Here is a 19,294-nt window from a genome sequence, read left to right as displayed (position 1 = left end):
ATGTGTTAGTTTAATGAAAAAGAAATCAATATGAAAGCGGAAAATTTCACTAAAGAACAGGTTATCTTGTTCTACAAGAAAATGCTACTCATACGTAGATTTGAAGAAAAATCAGGGCAATTGTATGGAATGGGATTAATAGGTGGTTTTTGTCATTTATCAATAGGACAAGAAGCAGTTGCAGTTGGAACCCACGCTGCATCAAGGTCTGGCGACTCTTTTATTACAAGTTACAGGGATCATGGCCTAATGCTCGCATGCGATTCCGATCCAAATGTTGTAATGGCAGAGCTTACCGGCAAAGAAACAGGCTGCTCAAAAGGTAAAGGCGGTTCAATGCATATATTTGATACAGAAAAAAAATTCTTTGGCGGACATGGGATAGTTGGAGCACAAGTTCCGATCGGAACAGGAATAGCATTTGCTAATAAATATAAGAAAAAAGATAATGCTGTATTTACATATTTTGGTGATGGTGCTGCAAATCAAGGGCAAGTATACGAATCATTTAATATGGCGTCTTTATGGAAATTGCCTGTGATTTACATTATAGAAAATAATGAGTATGCGATGGGGACTTCTGTGCAAAGATCAACTTTAGTAACTGAACTGTATAAAAGAGGAGAGAGCTTTGGTATTCCTGGAAAACAAGTTGATGGAATGGATTTTTTCTCTGTTTATGAGGCTACAAAAGAAGCCGCTGAGTATGCACGTAGTGGAAAAGGTCCTATGCTACTTGAAATGAAAACATATCGATATCGTGGTCACTCAATATCAGATCCTGCAAATTACCGTTCAAAAGAAGAAGTTGAAAATGTAAAACAAAATCATGACCCTATAGAAACTTTGAAGAAATATATGGTAGATAACAAAATTGCCTCAGAAGAAGAATGCAAACAACTTGATAAAGGAATACGTGCTTTAATTAAAGAGTCAGAAGATTTTGCTAGGAATAGTAAGGAACCAAGCATTGATGAATTATATACTGATGTTTACAAATAAACCAATTAATGCATCCGTTCAGCCAATGGAGCGAATGGATACGCTAAAAAATAATATTTACTGAAAGTTTACTTAAACACCGCTCTTTAGATTAGGCAACTTTGCTATTAAGCTTTCCTATAACCTCAATTTTTTCTCCACGTTTTTTGAAGTGATCCTCTAGATCTTTCATATTTTCAGGATCTACAATAAGCGCCATACCAATGCCACAATTGAATGTTTTGAGCATCTCTTTTTTCTCCACTTTACCTTCCTTTGCCAGCCATAAAAATATTTCAGGCCATTCCCAGGAATTGATATCTATGTCTGAAAATAAACCCTCAGGAAGAATTCGCGGAATATTGTCTACCAACCCTCCACCTGTTATATGTGCGATGCCTTTTACCTTTTGCATTATGGGTAATAGAGAATCAACATATATTTTTGTTGGCTCGAGCAATACTGCTCCCCAAGATTTGTTATTCCATGGAGATGGGTCGTTATAATTTATATCCAAGTTTTTGAAGATATGACGCACTAAAGTAAATCCATTTGAGTGGATTCCATTTGATTCTAAGCCAACTATGTAATCACCTGCTTTCATGGAGTTGCAGTTTGGAAGGATTTGTTTTTTATCTACTACACCAACCACAAAACCAGCAAGGTCATAGTGATTATTACCATACATTCCAGGCATTTCGGCAGTTTCTCCACCAACCAAAGCTATTTTAGCTTGCTTGCATCCATCTGCAATACTGCGTACCACAGATAATAACACGTCTTTACTTAAAATCCCTGTTGCAAAATAATCAAGGAAAAATAAAGGTGTTGCTCCTTGCGCAAGTAAATCATTTACACACATTGCAACCAAATCTATACCTATAGTATCATGTTTGTTTACTTCTTGGGCTATTAATAATTTTGTGCCTACTCCATCAGTTGAGGAAACAAGAACGGGATGATCGTACTTTTTACTTAATTCAGCAAAATCAAATAACGCAGAAAATGTGCCTACTTCGCTTATCACTTCTTCCCTAATGGTTTCTTGAGCAACAGGCTTGATTTCTTTTATTAGTTTGTTATATAACTCAAGATCTATTCCTGATTTGGCATAAGTGCTCATAACCTTTTTATAAATTTTATAATTATTAATGCTATATTAATGCCTTGGTGCAAAAAATGCAACGATACTTTCTAGCAATTGACTATCATATGCCTACCGATATAGGGTAACTTAAATTTTGTCATCATTTATAATTATCAAATGAACGAAAATATCAAAAACACACTATTAATAATGGAGTTGTTATCGGGGCGTCTGCTTCATGACTTTGCTAACTCTATGAATGGAATAATTTTCGGCTTAGAAGAGTTTGAAACAGGTGATGAGGATGATGCTGATGCCCAAAAGGACGCATTGTCATTACTTAAAGAAAGTTTCGATGATTTAATGTCTAAATATAAAGTAATGAAACAGGCATATTCTTCTTCAGCAGATAATAGTAGCTTTGGACAGACTAAATCAAATATCGAAAATTATTTACTAAAAAAAAAATACAACTCACATGGAATACAAACACCTCATATTCTATGGATCTGGACAATGATCTAATCGAAAAGATAAATAAAATAATTTCTAGTATGGTGCTAACCATATCTAGCGCTGTGGCGGAAGTTGAACAAGTGTCTGTTTTATTGAGACAAATGGAAACTCAAACACTAGTTACTATAAAAATTTCTAATGAACATAAGCAACTCAGTAGGTCGTTAGTAGATAAATTAACGAAAAAAATTGCAATCGACTTAGATACAAAAAATATTAATATTTATATGACCTTCTTATTGTTAGAACATTATAATGCTAAAATGGATTGTATTTGTGAAAATAATTTTCTGAAAATAGCTTTAGCTATAACTTGAAGTCACTTGACTTTATCCGGTTCATATCTCAAATTATATTCAATAACGTAGATAATCCTATGATAACAAATCTATTGCAAGGCAAAAAAGGATTAATAACTGGACTAATAAATAAGAGGTCAATAGCGTACGGCATAGCGAAAACTCTCTCAGAGTATGGAGCAAAATTTGCTATTACTTATCAGAATGAAACAATAAAAGAAAAATTATTACCTATAGCAGATGAGCTTCAAGTTGACGAAAAGCTTCTACTCAAGTGTAATGTTTCAAATGAAGAAACAATAGATGAAGCTTTTAATACAATAAAAAAAGAATGGGGCACTATCGACTTTTTAGTGCATGCAATAGCATTTTCTGACAAGGAAGAATTAAAGGGCAAATATGTTAACACTTCACTAAATAATTTCCTAAATGCAATGCATATATCATGCTATTCTTTTACCGCTTTAGCACAAAGAGCTGAAAAGATTATGCCAAATGGCGGTAGTCTGCTTACTTTATCTTACTATGGTGCTGAAAAAGTTATACCAAACTATAATGTTATGGGTCTCTGTAAAGCTGCACTTGAAGCAAGTGTAAAATATTTAGCATGCGACTTAGGACCACAAAATATCAGAGTAAATGCCATTTCTGCTGGTCCTATCAGAACATTAGCATCCTCCGGCATAAGTGATTTTCACTTCATCTCAGAGTGGAATAGAAACAACTCTCCCTTGAGACGCAATACAACAATTGAAGATGTAGGAAAAGCAGCTCTATATCTACTAAGCGACTTAAGCAGTGGCACTACCGGGGAAATTTTACACGTCGACTCAGGATATAATGTTGTTGGGATGAAGGTTGTTGATCAAGGTGTGCCATAGAGACACAAAGAATGTTCTGAAAAGAGCAAACTAAGTGCAAAAGCTACGCAATAGATGAGGGTGGGCCCCTCGAAGCCGGTTTACAAGGGCAGGCTTCAAACAACCATAAGCTGCTTTGGTAAAGAGCCAAGGTAGTGAGCATTATGGAAAAGGCGTAATTATGCGTCATGTATGGAATAGAAAGATGAACGAAAGTGAACCACTGATGAAGTGTCGAAAACAATTAGGTGGCGTCAAAACCAGGGGGTCTTGATTAACCTGGGATAAGTCTATCAGGAACTTGTTTACTGGGTAGATGGCGTCCGGCATAGAGGTGGCATGAATCTATTTCAGGCTATTGTGTGGAACTACGGGAACCTGTCGTTTCGATGATAAGGGAGAAATCCAAGGAGCTAAACTCCAAGGGTGAGAGTACCGATACGGAAAACAGGGGCGGATCAGCTCGTAGTAGTAAAGAAGTTTCTGTAATGGAAATGGAGCGAAGGGGCTGAGTTATTCAGTTTGTTATCTAAGGAGAGAAAGTCACCCTTCTCCCCTTGACTTCAGAACCGGACTTGATAGTTTGCCCATCATCCGGCTCCTCTGTAATTTGGTGTTTGTCATACATACTTTTAATGTAAGCAATCATGGCAGTGTCCATGCATCATGGCTAAATTCTTAATGTTGTTATTGCTTCTATTTTCGTCCCGGTGATGTACTTCTATAACGTCATCAGATCTAAAATATAATTTACAATAATCACATCTACCTTTTTGCATTTTCAGAAGCTTTATTACTCGTGATGGCTTGTCTGATACCTTACTTAAACGTTTACCCCAATATACCCAATCTCCATCATATGGGGATTTGGATCCAATCACTTTGACATGCCGCTTAATAGCATGGTCTGCGTATTTGATAAGATATATTCCATTGCTTGTCATAAACCTCCAATTGTCGTTTTTATACTTTCTAAAGTACATTTTCCTTATCCAGCATCTTCCCTTATTTGGATGTTTACGTACCGCCCATCTCCAAAGCATTCTAAACATGATACTATCCAATAAACCAAAAGTTTTGCTTGATACTCCTGAAGAGTAATAATTACACCATCCTCTAATAATAGGGCTAAGGGTTTTTATTACTGCTTCTTGAGGTGCTCCACGCATCCTTCTGATCTCATTTTTAATAACCAGTGTATGCTTCTTAATTGAGTTACGGCTTGGTTTAGTTAGCAACGTATATCCTCTCTTATATTGTTTTTTGGGATATTGTCGTATTGTAAATCCAAGAAAGTCGAAACCTGGTTTTTTGTTCTTAAGAGGGTTTAACAAGTGGGAAATTTGCGTTTTTGATGGCTTTAATTCTAATCCGATAGTTTTTAACCATTCTTTAATTAGAATTTCTGCCTTACGGATAACTTCCTCATCTTTATGTAATACCACAAAATCATCGGCGTAAGTTATTACGCTAATAGATCTTTTAATTACTTCTCTGTAAGTCTTACCCTGTCTATTTTTCTTGAATGTACTTTGTATATCTCTTGCAATTGAATCCTTCAAATGTTCTTCTAAACCATATAAAGCAATACAAGCCAGTAAAGGAGAAATTGTTCCTCCTTGGATTGTACCGCTTTCAGTTGGTTTAAATATTTCATTTTCCATAACACCTGCTCTCAACCATCCTTTTATGATTTTCCTTAGATTTGGTGTGGTATTGAGTTTTTTCAGCAACGCATTATGGTTAATATTATCATAGAATCCAGATATATCGGCATCTAAAACAAATGCTGTCTTTCTTCTGAATATTTGAAATATGGCTTCAATTGCATCATGACAAGATCGACCTGGTCTAAAACCATACGTGTTTGGCTCAAATTTAGCTTCCCATTCTGGTTCTAGTGCCTTAGTAACAAGTGTCTGTTTCGCCCGCTCTGAAATAGTGGGTATGCCTAACGGCCTTTTCTCAGCTTTTCCAGGCTTCAAAATCCAAACACGTCTTGATGGTTTGGCTTTTTCCTTTATATCTAAAGAATATGCTAATTGCAGTCTTTCTTTTTCCTTAAGGTTAGCTTTTCCATCAATTCCTGCAGTCTTCTTACCCCTGTTATCCCGAGTTACTCTTCTAACAGATAGCAATTTAGCACTTGTTGATCTGAGTAATAGTCTCTGAAGGTTGTGCACCTTTTTGATATCATTACTTTTAGAAGCTCGGTAAATTCGTTTTTGTAGCTTGAACACATATTTCTCTAGCTTACGCCAAGGAATTGTGTCCCATTCATACCTAACATTTAGTTGGCCCATAACATATTCACTACTATTCACAACTTTACCCTCCAAATACAGTGTCTACGTCTGCGTATCCTAAGCATTACCTTAGGCATTAGCTTCTTAGACAATCCCTCCACACAGAAGCTTGCGGTTGGCTACCTACTTAATTATCCTTATAAAGAATAAGTAAGAGCTTCCATGTGGTTACTCCGTTCCATAAAACCGTTTCGCGTTAGACTTAGGTCCTTACTATTTGCCGGGAAATCGGAAACATCTTGATTAGACTAATTAACTCTAATCATCCATTTTTCCGTACCTTATTGGTCTATACGTATCAACCTTATTTCGCATATAAACATTACGACAATTCAGACATAAGTTTCTCTCGTAACCATATCTAACTCTTCTTGGGAGGGATTTATCACAAGATTAGATATTACTCCCTTTTTACCCATGCTTGCATCCTAAGGGGTTGCCAATTCCTTAAAATGTGGGTAACGATTTCAACCAGATGTTATGGTGGATGGAATTTAACCATCACGATTTCACGACATCGGAACCGCACTAATTTATTGTTTACTTGGCATGCATGCTTTGATTGAATATATACGGAAAAAGCGATCTTTGCGAGTGTTTTGTTTTATGAAAAATGAGCTTATTTTTTAATATTTAAGCGAAAGTATAAAAATACTTAATATATTAGAATTAGTTTATAATATATTTTATTAGCTTCAAAGGAAAGAGAATAAAAATCTAGTTATTTATAGAAAATATGTGACAAAAATTGTCTATTGCTTTTTGATTATATTCAATCGTAGCCTGAGCTTCTTGTTGTAGGCGTTTTATATTTTTATGTGCAGCATGATCCATTTCAGCAGACGCGATTGTGAGTTGTGACTGAATCCTTATGTACTTATCTTCAATAATTGTAAGTTAAAAATATGATATAAAAGAAACAAGAGAGAGGATAACCCTACTAACTATAGGAATAGGGCTATCACGGGCGTGTGCGACCGACCAATAATTGGTATTACAGCCGTTCAGATCAAGGTACACTAGCCCTATCTCTCGATACGTTTGAATAGTTGCATGGGACATATGTATGCACCCGTTTACAATCTTAAATTAATTAAACTATCGAGGTTATTATGATTACATCTTATCAAAATTTTATTGGAATTGATATAGGAAAATTTAAAAATGTTGCTGCAGCTCACAACCAAAAGAACATTATCAAGTTTGATAATAATGCCGCTGGTTGGCAACAATTGTTTCAAGATTTTTCAAATATCTTACCTAATTCTTTAGTAACTCTGGAAAACACTGGAAAATATGAGCTTGGTTTAGCACATTTTCTTGTTGATAAGGATGTTGCTGTACATCGAGCTAATACTCGCAAAGTAAAAAGCTTTGTCATATCTCATGGAACTTTAGCAAAGTCTGATCAATCAGATGCAAGAGCTCTTGCTCAATATGGATGTGAACGCTATAGTACTCTATCTCTATTTGTGCCTATGTCAAAAGAACAAACAGCCTTAGTTGCACTTTGTCAACGCCGTGATGACATTACGCAAATGAGAGCTCAAGAGAAATGTAGGCTTGCAGCACCTGAAAACGACCATATAAAAGAAAGTTGCCAAAAAACAATCGACTTTTTTAACAGTCAGATAAATGAGCTCAACGATACCATGCAAAAAATTATTGATGAAAATCCAGAGTTACAAAAGCGCCAAAAAATCCTTAGAACGGTACCAGGAATAGGTATCAAGTTATCTCAAGATTTTGTATGCTTGATGCCAGAACTTGGCTACTTAAACAAAAAAGAAGTTGCAAGTCTTGCTGGAGTTGCCCCGCATCCAAAAGAAAGTGGTAAAACTATTGGTTACCGAAGGATAACAGGTGGTAGAAGCAATGTTCGTGCAAAGCTTTTTACGGCTGCAATGGCTGCCGCAAGATCCAAATCTGCGCTTGGTGCTTTTTACTCTGATCTTATTGGTAGAGGTAAAAAGAAGATGGTGGCTATAACAGCTCTAATGCGAAAAATCATAGTAATTGCCAATGCGAGGCTTAAAGAAGCAGTTAATGTGAATTAAAAAAATCTGCATAGAAAATAGGTTAACGAATATGTGTGTAAGTACGTCCCCACACATTTTAAGTACTTATGCACATATTCGTTAATCACAAGATCTAAGCAGTAACTGTTGTTTGATATAAAATTTTTCTATGATAAATTAGGGTTTTTATTGTCAAAAATACATTTTTCAATTGAATAAGAATACAAAATTATAAACAAAAGTTGTAATAAGACTAAATTCAAAAAATTTTAAAAAACATAGTTGATTGTAAGTTGTGGTGCTGCAATTAATGCAAAAAACAATGATGGCATGACTGCTCTTGATATTGCAGCAAACCGTAATGTAATAAAACACCTAAATTCTATTAGTAAATGAGATGGAGGATAGTATGAAAAAGGAAATCAAATCAATTGATATAAATGAACATTACTCATTACATTCTGCTGTTCGAAGAGGTATCTTGGATGTAGTAAAATATCATATAGATGAAGAGAATGCTGATTTTACTCTCAAGGATAGTTATGGATTTACTCCTTTACACATAGCTGCTGTAAATGGCTACCTAGATATAGTTGAATACCTGATCGATGACAAAAAAGCTGATTTTACTGTAAAGTCCAATTGTGGCAATACTACTGTACATTGGGCTATTTGTGCTGGTCATTTAAATGTAATAAAATACTTGATAGATGAAAAGAACGCTGACTTCAATGTTAAATACGAAAATGGTCTCAGTTCTTTAATTTATGCTGCTGGCAGAGGTCATTTAGATGTAATAAAATATTTTATAGCAAAGAAACCAGGCTTTAATATAAAAACCTATACCTATAAAGGAAAAACAGTTTTAGATATAGCTATAGAAAATAATAATATCATTATGCATAACCACAAATTACTTGATGCTGCAAAAGAAGGCAATCTTGATATGGTAAAAGAGTGTATTGCTAATGGAGCTGATCCTAATACTAAGGACGATTATGGGTGGACCCCTTTATACGTAGCTGCTAAGCACGGTCACCTAGATACAGTAAAATACCTTATTGATGAGAAAAATGCTGATTTTAATGTCAAGGAGTTTGGTTTTAGGTATACTCCTTTACACTTAGCTGCTTACAATGGTAAATTGGATGTAGCAAAATACCTTGTAGAAAAAGGGGCTGATGACAAAGGTATAGTTTGGTGTAATATGAAGGCACCAGTGCCATCTTTTACTGGTAGAGATAATGAATTAAAAGCTTTACATGATAAATTACAAAGCAAAACTACTGCTATTATTGGCTTAGGTGGAATAGGCAAAAGTGAATTGGCAAGAAAGTATGTTTATGACTATGAACAGGATTACAGTAGTAATATTGTATGGATAAATGCTGAAACGCAAGAAAGCCTCAAGAAATCGTTTCAGAGATTAGCAGAAGCATTAAAAATGCCTCTTAGAGAAAAAAGAGGCGGAAAGGTAAGGGATATAAAATCTATTGTAAATGATATATACAAGTACTTTCGCATTATAAAAGGTCTTTTTATCTTTGATAATGCTGGACAGTATAAGGATATCAAAGAGTTTTTACCATCATCTTTTTCTTCACTCCCTGATGATAAGGAGCCTGATGTTCTTATTACTTCTTGTAACCAGAAATTGGAAAGTATAGAACTATTGCCATTAGACGTATTTACTGATAAAGAAGCTATGGCATTTATCAAAAAGTTCTTAAAAATAGAAAATGATATACAAGATAAGGATATAAAAGAGTTAGCAGGAAAACTGCAGTATTATCCACTAGCTCTGAGGCAAGCAGTACCATATATCAAAGATAGAAATGCAACAGCAAGGCTTATTAAAGGTTACAAAAAGTCTGATTTTAGTGATTCTTTAGAAGAATACGAAAAAACAACAGAGCCTAATGAAGGTGATTGTTACACTAAAACGATATATAGAACTTTGGAAGTGGCAATTGAAACAATAAAATACGAGGGAGAGGGACAAGAAGCATTAGATATTTTAAAGATTATGGCTTACCTCGCTCCTTATAGTGTTCCAGAAAGATTTTTTTTAAATCCAGAATGGGATGTTATTTGTTTACTTACACGGTATTCAGTAGTTAATGCAAGAGCAAGACAAGATGCAGTAAACATTTACAGACCAGTACAACAGGCAATGAGGTTAAAGCTACAAAAACAAGGTAAGGAAAAAGAAATTTTAAGTAAAGCTCTAGATTTGTTAGAAAAGGCTGTAGAAGATGCAACTCTGGATGTTAATTCCCATTTTGAGTGTATTTTGGATTATGCAAGCAAATACCAAGAATTAGATAAAAAGTGTGAGAAAATAAAATCTTTAATGGACAGCTCAAGACAGAATGTTTCCTAGTCTCACTCCGTAGCATCTATTCTTCACACTTTGATATTTAGCAAGAAAATTAATAAAATTTTAAAGTCATTAAAGCAATATCTTTTTATATTACAGTTTTGGTTTATTATAGTTGTGATATCTTAAACGAGGCTAAAAAAAATGACTATTACAGATGTGAAAAATGACTCTTCCTGTACAGGGGAAAGAACCGATACCGGTTGTCCTAAAATTGGAAGAAAAATAAAAGAATTTAGGCTGGTTAGAGGACTGACTCAAGGAGACTTGGGAAATAAAGTTGGTGTATCATTCCAGCAAATACAAAAATATGAATCTGGAAAAAATAGCATTTCAGCTCAAATGTTACAGGCTATAGCAGAAGTACTGTCAGTTGATGTTGTAGCTTTATTTCCTTCACATGAAAATTTACCAACAGCGCTACATGAAGAGAGTAATTTTGAGCATAAGGATGACGAAAGCAGTAGAGAAATATTAGAATTAGTTAGAGAATATAAGGAAATTAAGAGTCAAGAATCACGCAAAGCAGTTCGTTCACTGGTCAGGTCCTTATCCTCATCACAATAAATCTTAGACACTTTCTGTATAAAGCAGCTCTTTTAGTCCAGATGGTGTGTCATTTCATATCAAATGAGTATTTTTAGAAAAGAAATTTAAACCTTATCTTTATATTTTTTATCTTGTTTAAGAATACTTCTTCGTAGTTTACCAAGTTTCTACTCACCAATAATTAATATAATTATAGTAATTTTTAAATAATAAGCTACAATACTTATTTATGTAAGTGCTTGTCTAACATCAGGTTCAACTTCCTCAACCTTATCGTTTTCAACTGAATTTTCAGGTCTACAGCAGTATATAATTGTAGCAACAACCAGACAACAAGCTGCAACTGCTATTCCCATAGCTAGCACGTCAAAATAAATTGAGAAAGCAACTGAAGCAAGTGCAGCCACTATTAATGTTGAAATAGCTATAGTAGGCAATTTGCTTTTTTTTCTACTTTGTAAAGCAGTGTTATTTTTATTTGGATTACTAGTTTGTCCACCATTGCTCTGAGAACCATTTTCTTCAGTTTCTACCCGTTGACCATAATCATCACCAACATGTGTCCTTAAAAATTGCCCTTCTGCTTTTTGTTCATTTTTCTTTCGCCCTACCCGAGATTCTTTTACTCTCTCTTTTTGTGCTTGACTTTTACTATGTATACCCATTTCATCCTCCTCTGGAATCTCTATGCCATTTATAGTATCGCCTTCTTTTCTTTTTGGCAAGCACATTCTCATCAGTTTCTTGTGAATGACGAACTTCCACAGTGTCTACTGCGGCTATCTGTAGTAAAATCTCTGGTTTTTTACTTACCTTCGATCTCTGCTTGTTGGCTATCATCGGTTGCATTATAAAAACTTTGTTATCCGGGAATTGTTGTGTGATCCTCGGTTTAAGAAACTTCTTCATCAACTGTCTGATTATTACTCATAGGAGTTCTTGCAGTAACATCAATTTCTTCTCTAATCATTGTTTTACATTGCTCTATCAAAAATAATTAAAGTAACAACAAATAATATTATGTAGAATATCATCTCCATAACCTTAGAGCTTTATCCAGAATATACCTTGCTATATCTAGATGACCATATTCAGCGGTTAAGACTAGAAGAGTTAGGTTATTATTTTCAATACTACCTTTGCTAATAAATTCCCCAACCTTTTTTACAATATGGAACAATTCGTCATCGCATAAAACCATACTTATATAGATATACTCAATTTAGCATTTTATGGTAACCAAATTCATTTACAAAGCAACATTTTTTTTGAATAAAATATTTTTTAAAAGAAACATTCCTTTTAGCGCTATCTTAAATTCTTTTATTTACTTATTTACTTTTAATTTTCTCAAAAAAGGGCAAAAAAGATACAATACGCTGAGAACATTTTCCGTAAAGTATGCATTATGAAAGCACTATTAATAGATTACGGAAAGAAAATCACCCCATGTGGCTAAAGTATATTGGGGGAAAGTAGGACAATGGCGCGGGTTTTAGGGCTATGCTAGATTTGGTATAGATAAGTTCATGAAACAACGTGGCTGGGGTGGAAGGATTCGAACCTTCGCGTGGCGGTATCAAAAACCGCTGCCTTACCACTTGGCTACACCCCAATTGCTAAATACTACGCACATCAATAACATTATTAGCCCAATTAGTAAAAGACTTATTTGCTTTTTCAATTGGTATAATAAGAACAGCAGGCTGATTATAAGAATGCATTGCTTCGATTTTTTCTATAACTTTATCAACTTGATCACTTCTGCTTTTCATAATTGCTACTATTTCAGAGCTGTTATTAATTTTGTCTTTCCAAAGATACATCGAATGTATCTCAGGAAATATGTTTATACATACAACGAGCTTTTCATTTAACAATTCTTCAGAAATGGCCTTAGCCTCTTCAAAATTCGAAAAAATTATGTAAATCAAAACTAACTTGCTCATTTGCAGTCACATAAATCCGTAGCTATTATAGTTTACCGAGAATTACTCATCAAGAGAAAATAGATAAGATTCCCGTCATTTCAGCCCGTGAGAGCTTGGGCGGAAAGATTTAAAGAAAGAGATATTTTTCCTTGCCCTATTTTTGATAGGAAATCACTGGTGCTCAATTTCATAAAAACACAATCAATATGATATTCCCAAAATATTTCAAGGTGGTGCGATTTAATCACCACCTCGGGGTATGTCACCTTCTAGGCCTGCTCTAGGACTGCTGCTTTTCCACTTTCAGCTTTAGCTTCAGTAAATTTAGGAGAAGGTTCGGTTGGCGAAATATACCCGATAGAAGCGTTCAGAACGTTACATATGGATATTGATGCTGGTATTATAAAAGCCGCTGCTCCTATAAAAAACCAAGGAGAAGATGAAGCACCTAAAATTGCAAATCTGACTGTTAAAAGAGAACAAGTAACAGCAGATGCTATATTGAATACAGTGTAATTGCTATCAACAGCTCCATACCTGATCACCGTTCTCTTTATTTCATTATTACCACTCCATGGTAAAAACGGTCCACTAATCAGATCAGTAGCGCCATAATTAAACGTTTTTTCTATTTCTTTAGGATCTGCACCATATTGTAGCAGTAGCTTTTTAATCTTAATGTAATCTTTTTTAGTGCCACTATCAGAATATCGATCACTCAAAATAACTCTCAATTGCTCTTTGAACTCAATTTCATCTTCTTTTGTGTTTTTGCCATCAGTCGTTGAATAAAAAAAATCATCATAAATTTCGTTAATGAATTCTTCTTTAGTTTTGCGACTACACAATAAAAGCTTAATTTGTTTAGTTGATAGCAATTTGGGATTTGCTTTATGTTTTAAAAGTAATTTTACAATATCAGGACGACCACCTCTACAAGCCTGATATAATGGCGAAGAACCATAAGAAAGCTTTGTGTTAATATAATCACCAAACTCTTCACCTTCACCGCTCTTAAATTTAGAAAGTAATTTTTCTAAAAAATTCACATCTTTATATGAAATAGCACATTTTAAAAGCTCTGATAATTTTTCTTTGGTATCAATTTTATTTAAATCTTTATCATAAAGCTTAGTAACTTGTCTTGAAAGTTGCCACTGAAGAATAACACCCGCACTTTCTATCCTGTTAACTTCTCTTTTCTCTTCTTCAAGGATAAGGCGTCGACCTTCCTCATCCCTCGTGCCCTCTAATTTTTTATTTGTTTCTTTAGGCAATTCTTGCTTTAATTCCCTCTGTACTGCGAGAATTTCATCTCGATTTGGATTGCTATTTTTAGGCAATCCTAATATTTCTAAAGCTTTTTCTATTGGTGTTAGCATAATCTTTCTCCTACGTTAACTTAATAATTAATTATATATTATTTTAATAGAAAGTCTATAAGTTTTAATGTAATCTAAGAAACAGTTGACAGGAGATTTTGAAAGGGACTTAGATAAGCTTAAGGTAGATTTACTACTATTCATACTTTGGTGAATTCTACGAATTCACCTCTGTTTCTTCTCAATAAAACATAAAAAGCTCCTTTGCCGCCATGCTCTTTTTTGGCTTGTTGATGATATAGAACCATATGCTGAATTTTTATGTCACTTAACCACTTATATAAATTATTTCTTATAGTCCCTGCTTTATTTGTCGCGCTACCATATCCAGTAATTACCAATAAACATCTATTGCCTGCTTGATAGTTTTTAACGACAAAATCTATCAGTTTATAATAAGCATCCTCTACATTATAACCGTGTAAATCTAATCTATCACTTATAAAATATTTACCCTTATCAATTTTTGATTTTGTATTATAGTCGAGGCAAGGTGGATAATTAGTATTAAGTAGATTTTCTTGTAAAATAAAAGCTCCTTTGCTAATCACAGGTTTTATATTTATTTTATGATCAATTTTTAAAGTAACCTTCCCACACTCTAGTGGCTTGACATTTTTTTGCCAATCTAATTCATCATCCTGCATAAACGCATCAATTGAAGTATATAATTTTACAGCAATATCCAAATATAGTAAAATTATGTTTCTGACGCTTTCAACACTTATTCTGTACATCTTATGGTCTACTTTTGAATAAATTGCATTTGCATTTCTTGCATATCATTTTCTATTTGCTTTATCTGTTCCATTAATCTTTCCTCTAAGTCAAAATTACCACTCAATCTTGCTTCAACTTTTTCTTTGTGTAGTGAATTTAACTCTTTTAGCAGCACTATATTATTCCACATGACTTCTGCAGACTTTCTATCTTTTAATTGGCTGTTTAATATGCTAGTTTTTTCTATTATATACTTTATAAGGTTAGCGTGTTCAAATTGTTGAAATAAAACCTCTTGATTCAGTTTTATGTCCTTGCTTATTGTGTCAACCATACGTTGTTGTAATTTTTTTTTCTCTTGATTAGTAAATTCGAAGTTGGAAAATTGTTCAAAAGATATAGGATGGTTCAAGATCTCAGGGAATTCAATGGCTATACGTAAAATTATAGCCTGATTTTGCTCTGCCTCAATGAGTTCTGGGGATTTGTTGTGAAGATAATCACCTTTTGCTCTTCTAGCTTGATTACTAAAAGCCTGCGTTTTAAAATCCCTTCTTAATTCATAAGCCTTATTGTAAAAATAATCTCTGTAATACCTTCCAATGTTATTGTTACTTATAGCATCCACATATTCTATGAATTTATTTTCAAGAACTGAATCTCTTTCCGGAGAAGGTTTGTCGTAGTTCTGCAAACTGTTGCTGATTATGTGGTGCCATAAATATTCAGAATGCAATTTTGTTGAATAATCAAGTGCAGTGAGCACATCTTCTTTTTTATAATCCAGCTCATTACATACATCATATGGATCTTTGCTATTTGGCAAAGTCACAAACTTCAACGTGTATCCAGGTTCTAATATTGGTAGAACTAGTACAGCAACTCTGGTAGCAGCATTATATCCAGCACTATCACCGTCCATACAGATGGATATTTCTTTAGCAAATTTCCAGAGGTGTTTTATCTGTTCTGCAGAAATTGCGGTACCAAGCGGCGCAACAGTGTTACTAATTCCTGCTTGATGTAGTGCTATCACGTCCATATACCCTTCAACAACAAAGATATGCTGTTTTTTGCGTATTTCACTCAAGGCAAAATTCAACCCATATAAGTTCTCCTTCTTTTTGAAGAGCTGACTTTCTGGGCTGTTTAAATATTTTGGCTGTTGCTCAGAGCTGAGCGCACGCCCACCAAAACCAATCACTTTCCCTGTAATATTATGTATAGGAAATATCAGCCGATCGTAAAAATAATCGCGAAAATTTTTATTTATTAACCCAATATCAATCAAAGTGTTGTCTTTAATACCAGCAGAGTTCAAATACTCTTTTAAGCCAGAGCTTGGCGCGTAACCTATTTTAAACTTACTGATAATTTCAGGTGAGATTTTGCGCTGCTTTAAATAATTCAAAACGCTTTGTTTTTTTTGTGAAAACCAATTCGTCGCTAAGTGCAGTGTTGAAAATAGTTTATCATTTTCTTTTGTAATATTAAGATCCTTAGGTAGTTCAACGCCTGCAACCGGTGCTAATTTTTCCACTGCTTCTTTAAAACTTAGACCTTCAGTTTGTGAAATAAATTCAAATGCATCACCATAAGCAGAGCAACCAAAACAGTAATATAACCCTTTAGTGTTACTCACTGAAAAAGATGGAGTTTTTTCATGATGAAATGGGCACAGCCCAACAAAACTGTCCCCTCTTTTTGTTAATCTGACTTTTTTGCCTACTATATCAGATAATAACAACTTTGATTTTATAATATCTATATGGTCCATTTATGGGATTAATTATAGAGATATAAAGAGCATACAAAATTTAGCTGATTATGTATAGCTAACACAAAAAGTGTTTCCAACGTCATACCGCGATTCATTCGCGATATCTAATAGATCCCGCTAACAAGCAGCGGGATGACGGAAGCGCAGATATAGCTACCAGTAGATTGACTAAAGCTTCTTTTGGCTATTTATTACAACATCAGCATAACTCACTTGACTAAAAGGGTTAGGGCCAACACATGATTGATTATCGTAAGCTGGAGGAGCGCTTGGATGTTGATCAGTTGAATGATATGGTTGTTGTGCATTAAAAGTACCGTAACCAGAAGGAGGAGAGTAAGGAGGTGGTGGCTCGTAATGAGAAGCATCTGGATGACCTTGAGGACAAGTAGGTGATGATCCATCAGGGGTGGCACTTGGATGACCAGTAGATGGCCTTGTTCGCTTACTTTCTCGGTGTTCATCATCTATAAGTAATTTTGCTAGCTCCATGTAAGGCTTAACTTCAGTTTTAAGCGTATTATTACGTTCGCGATAAAAAAGGTAAGCCGAACCTAAGCATATAAAGGTATTGATTAAAAGTGGAAAGAAAATTTCACTTTGATCTAAAAATACTCCAGCTGCAACAAGGCTTGCCAATCCAAATGCTAATTGAAATATTGCTAGGCCAAGCTGACAATTTGCTAAATAATCAATTGATTTACCAGATTTTTCTGCTTCTTTTTTAAAATACTCGTGATAAATTGCACATACGGCAAGATGTGTAATAACAAAAAGCGCTACAAGAAAAATAGCCCCATTTGCATTTCCTTCTTTAGATTTATCCTTCTTCTCTTGTGGGGGTGCACTATATGCAGCAGCAGGAGGATTATTAATAATTGTTGTTTTATTACCAAAAAGGTTGTATAATAAAAGATAATCCCAGACACTTAACCCTTTATTAATAGTAACATTACCACTAGCGCTACTACTAGTACTTCTAGTAGTATGCGTACTTTTATTTAAAGAATTTTGTTTATTTGTTTTTAATTTAATTTCATTTTTTTGACAGTATTCTTTAATCTTCTGTGCTATTTCTGTTTCGCTCTTTCCAGCAAAACCTCCAATATAAGCATGTAATCCTGCCTTTATTGTATCATAATCAACATTATTACCTTGAAAATTATTCGTGAAATATTTAGACTTACCACTCATCATAACCGTAACCAATTAAAATTAAATAAGTATTTATTATAACAAAAAATATATTATTTTCAACTTGAATCATATTTACTATCTGCTTTGATTATGCAAGATCAAATCTTTTTAATACAAGCCATAAGATATCATATTAAATTATTTCCACTTACACTCATCTGCTATCATAACAGCCTCGAACAGGTGCTTTTCAAGTTCACTTAGAGGCAAATCACTTTGTAAATAACTTCCCCAAGATTTTAATATATCTGAAGTTTCGACGCCTTCAATTACAGGGTATTCTTGGTTTTTCTTAGCATACAGCTCTTGAGCCTGCTTGCTTACCAAGAATTCCAGCAACGCTATGGCATTCTCTCTGTTTTTTGCATTTTTTATTACTGCTGCGCCACTAACGTTTACCATTACACCTTTATCAGTCTGATTAGGGAAAAAAGCTCCTAATTTGTCTATAACATTCTTTTTATTCTCATGTTCTGATGAAAGGATTCTTGCAAAATAATAACTATTTACTATTGCAACGTTCCCTTCACCTGCAGCTACAGCGTAAATTTGGTCAGTATCACCGCCACTTGGCTTTCTTGCCATATTACTCACAATTCCACTAACCCATTCTTTCGTTTTTTCAAAACCATCATTCGCAATCATAAAAGCAATTAATGTTCGATTATATGGACTTGTAGAGGAACGTACTAATATCTTTCCTTTCCACTTTTCATTTGCTAAATCCTCATAAGTACTTAAGTCTTTAGGATTCACTAATGCTTTATTATATACTAGTATTCTGGTTCTTTTTGTGAGGCCAAACCAACAATCTTCACTATCTCTAAATTTTTTGGGTATAGCGCTTTTTAAGACTTCCGAATCTACTTGAGATAAAAGCCCTCTTTTTTTTGCTAAAATTAGGTTTACTGCATCTGCAGTTAAAAATAAATCAGCTTCGCTGCCATTTTCCATGCGCGAGAGTAATTGTGAATAATCATCAATAACATAACGTACTTTGATACCTGTATTTTTTGTGAACTCATCAAATAAAGTACGCACTAGTTCTTCTTTACGCGATGAATAGACATTAACTATTTGTGAATCATTAGCTTCATTGTTTTTATACAAATAAGTAATGACTACTATTATAATCGCTATGAACGATGTGAAAATAAAAGCTTTTTTCATATTGGACAAAATAATTTCTTTTAGTTAAAGCTACTCAAATAGCATGATTTTGGCAAGTATAAAATCCATTTTAAGTACGCTAGATGTACAGTTAGTCTTTGTTAGCTATATCTGGCCT

At 34.2% G+C, this 19,294-nt stretch carries 17 protein-coding genes and 1 tRNA gene; 7 read left to right on the top strand and 11 right to left on the bottom strand.

Annotated elements, in window-relative coordinates:
- Positions 1 to 30: 30 nt before the first annotated feature.
- Positions 31 to 1,002, top strand: a complete 972-nt coding sequence (gene pdhA / locus AAGD89_RS06730) for a pyruvate dehydrogenase (acetyl-transferring) E1 component subunit alpha (RefSeq protein ID WP_341808253.1) — start codon at positions 31 to 33, stop codon at positions 1,000 to 1,002.
- Between the two features lie 91 nt (positions 1,003 to 1,093).
- On the opposite strand, the gene purM is transcribed toward pdhA, so the two are convergent.
- The gene (purM, locus tag AAGD89_RS06725; RefSeq protein ID WP_341808252.1) at positions 1,094 to 2,104 is read right to left on the bottom strand and encodes a phosphoribosylformylglycinamidine cyclo-ligase; all 1,011 of its coding nucleotides are present in this window, start codon (positions 2,102 to 2,104) and stop codon (positions 1,094 to 1,096) included.
- Positions 2,105 to 2,245: 141 nt separating this feature from the next.
- Between purM and AAGD89_RS06720 the strand changes: the two genes are divergently transcribed.
- Genes AAGD89_RS06720 through AAGD89_RS06710 form a run of 3 tightly spaced genes read left to right on the top strand, consistent with a single transcriptional unit; the run spans position 2,246 to position 3,764 of the window.
- The gene (locus AAGD89_RS06720) at positions 2,246 to 2,593 is read left to right on the top strand and encodes a hypothetical protein (RefSeq protein ID WP_341808251.1); all 348 of its coding nucleotides are present in this window, start codon (positions 2,246 to 2,248) and stop codon (positions 2,591 to 2,593) included.
- A complete protein-coding gene (locus tag AAGD89_RS06715) occupies positions 2,572 to 2,901 on the top strand; it encodes a hypothetical protein (RefSeq protein WP_341808250.1) in 330 nt (109 codons plus the stop codon). Before AAGD89_RS06720 ends, AAGD89_RS06715 begins: the two co-directional genes overlap by 22 nt.
- 59 nt (positions 2,902 to 2,960) lie before the next feature.
- Positions 2,961 to 3,764, top strand: a complete 804-nt coding sequence (locus tag AAGD89_RS06710; RefSeq protein WP_341808249.1) for an enoyl-ACP reductase — start codon at positions 2,961 to 2,963, stop codon at positions 3,762 to 3,764.
- Positions 3,765 to 4,375: 611 nt separating this feature from the next.
- Here AAGD89_RS06710 and ltrA read toward each other — a convergent pair.
- Complete coding sequence (ltrA, locus tag AAGD89_RS06705) at positions 4,376 to 6,067, bottom strand: group II intron reverse transcriptase/maturase (protein ID WP_341808248.1); 1,692 nt, start codon at positions 6,065 to 6,067, stop codon at positions 4,376 to 4,378.
- A 1,094-nt stretch (positions 6,068 to 7,161) separates the two neighbouring features.
- On the opposite strand from ltrA, the gene AAGD89_RS06700 reads away from it, so the two are divergent.
- From AAGD89_RS06700 to AAGD89_RS06690, 3 genes are all read left to right on the top strand, one after another.
- Positions 7,162 to 8,106, top strand: coding sequence for an IS110 family transposase (locus tag AAGD89_RS06700; protein WP_341808247.1), 945 nt, complete (start codon positions 7,162 to 7,164; stop codon positions 8,104 to 8,106).
- 370 nt (positions 8,107 to 8,476) lie between these two features.
- Positions 8,477 to 10,450 carry an ankyrin repeat domain-containing protein gene (locus AAGD89_RS06695; RefSeq protein ID WP_341808246.1) on the top strand — a complete coding sequence of 658 codons (1,974 nt, stop codon included), beginning with the start codon at positions 8,477 to 8,479 and terminating at the stop codon, positions 10,448 to 10,450.
- A gap of 141 nt (positions 10,451 to 10,591) precedes the next feature.
- A complete protein-coding gene (locus AAGD89_RS06690; RefSeq protein ID WP_341808245.1) occupies positions 10,592 to 11,014 on the top strand; it encodes a helix-turn-helix transcriptional regulator in 423 nt (140 codons plus the stop codon).
- Between the two features lie 209 nt (positions 11,015 to 11,223).
- On the opposite strand, the gene AAGD89_RS06685 is transcribed toward AAGD89_RS06690, so the two are convergent.
- The 9 genes from AAGD89_RS06685 to AAGD89_RS06645 all read right to left on the bottom strand — a co-directional run bounded on the left by AAGD89_RS06685 (position 11,224) and on the right by AAGD89_RS06645 (position 19,176).
- Complete coding sequence (locus tag AAGD89_RS06685; RefSeq protein WP_341808244.1) at positions 11,224 to 11,721, bottom strand: hypothetical protein; 498 nt, start codon at positions 11,719 to 11,721, stop codon at positions 11,224 to 11,226.
- Between the two features lie 305 nt (positions 11,722 to 12,026).
- On the bottom strand, positions 12,027 to 12,197 hold the full coding sequence (locus AAGD89_RS06680) for a hypothetical protein (protein ID WP_341808243.1): 171 nt from the start codon (positions 12,195 to 12,197) through the stop codon (positions 12,027 to 12,029).
- A 339-nt stretch (positions 12,198 to 12,536) separates the two neighbouring features.
- Positions 12,537 to 12,611, bottom strand: a tRNA-Gln gene (locus AAGD89_RS06675).
- 4 nt (positions 12,612 to 12,615) lie between these two features.
- The gene (gene cutA / locus AAGD89_RS06670; RefSeq protein ID WP_341808242.1) at positions 12,616 to 12,945 is read right to left on the bottom strand and encodes a divalent-cation tolerance protein CutA; all 330 of its coding nucleotides are present in this window, start codon (positions 12,943 to 12,945) and stop codon (positions 12,616 to 12,618) included.
- A 251-nt stretch (positions 12,946 to 13,196) separates the two neighbouring features.
- Entirely contained in the window at positions 13,197 to 14,309 is a 1,113-nt protein-coding gene (locus AAGD89_RS06665) for a hypothetical protein (protein WP_341808241.1), read from the bottom strand.
- A gap of 140 nt (positions 14,310 to 14,449) precedes the next feature.
- On the bottom strand, positions 14,450 to 14,956 hold the full coding sequence (locus AAGD89_RS06660; RefSeq protein WP_341808240.1) for a Smr/MutS family protein: 507 nt from the start codon (positions 14,954 to 14,956) through the stop codon (positions 14,450 to 14,452).
- Positions 14,957 to 15,054: 98 nt separating this feature from the next.
- Entirely contained in the window at positions 15,055 to 16,806 is a 1,752-nt protein-coding gene (dnaG, locus tag AAGD89_RS06655) for a DNA primase (RefSeq protein WP_341808239.1), read from the bottom strand.
- Positions 16,807 to 16,977: 171 nt separating this feature from the next.
- On the bottom strand, positions 16,978 to 18,003 hold the full coding sequence (locus tag AAGD89_RS06650) for a hypothetical protein (RefSeq protein WP_341808238.1): 1,026 nt from the start codon (positions 18,001 to 18,003) through the stop codon (positions 16,978 to 16,980).
- 141 nt (positions 18,004 to 18,144) lie between these two features.
- The gene (locus AAGD89_RS06645; protein ID WP_341808943.1) at positions 18,145 to 19,176 is read right to left on the bottom strand and encodes an extracellular solute-binding protein; all 1,032 of its coding nucleotides are present in this window, start codon (positions 19,174 to 19,176) and stop codon (positions 18,145 to 18,147) included.
- Positions 19,177 to 19,294 lie beyond the last annotated feature (118 nt).

The organism is Wolbachia endosymbiont (group E) of Neria commutata (assembly GCF_964026735.1).
In the GTDB taxonomy this organism is placed as follows: domain Bacteria; phylum Pseudomonadota; class Alphaproteobacteria; order Rickettsiales; family Anaplasmataceae; genus Wolbachia.
This window is presented reverse-complemented; position numbering and strand designations above follow the sequence as displayed.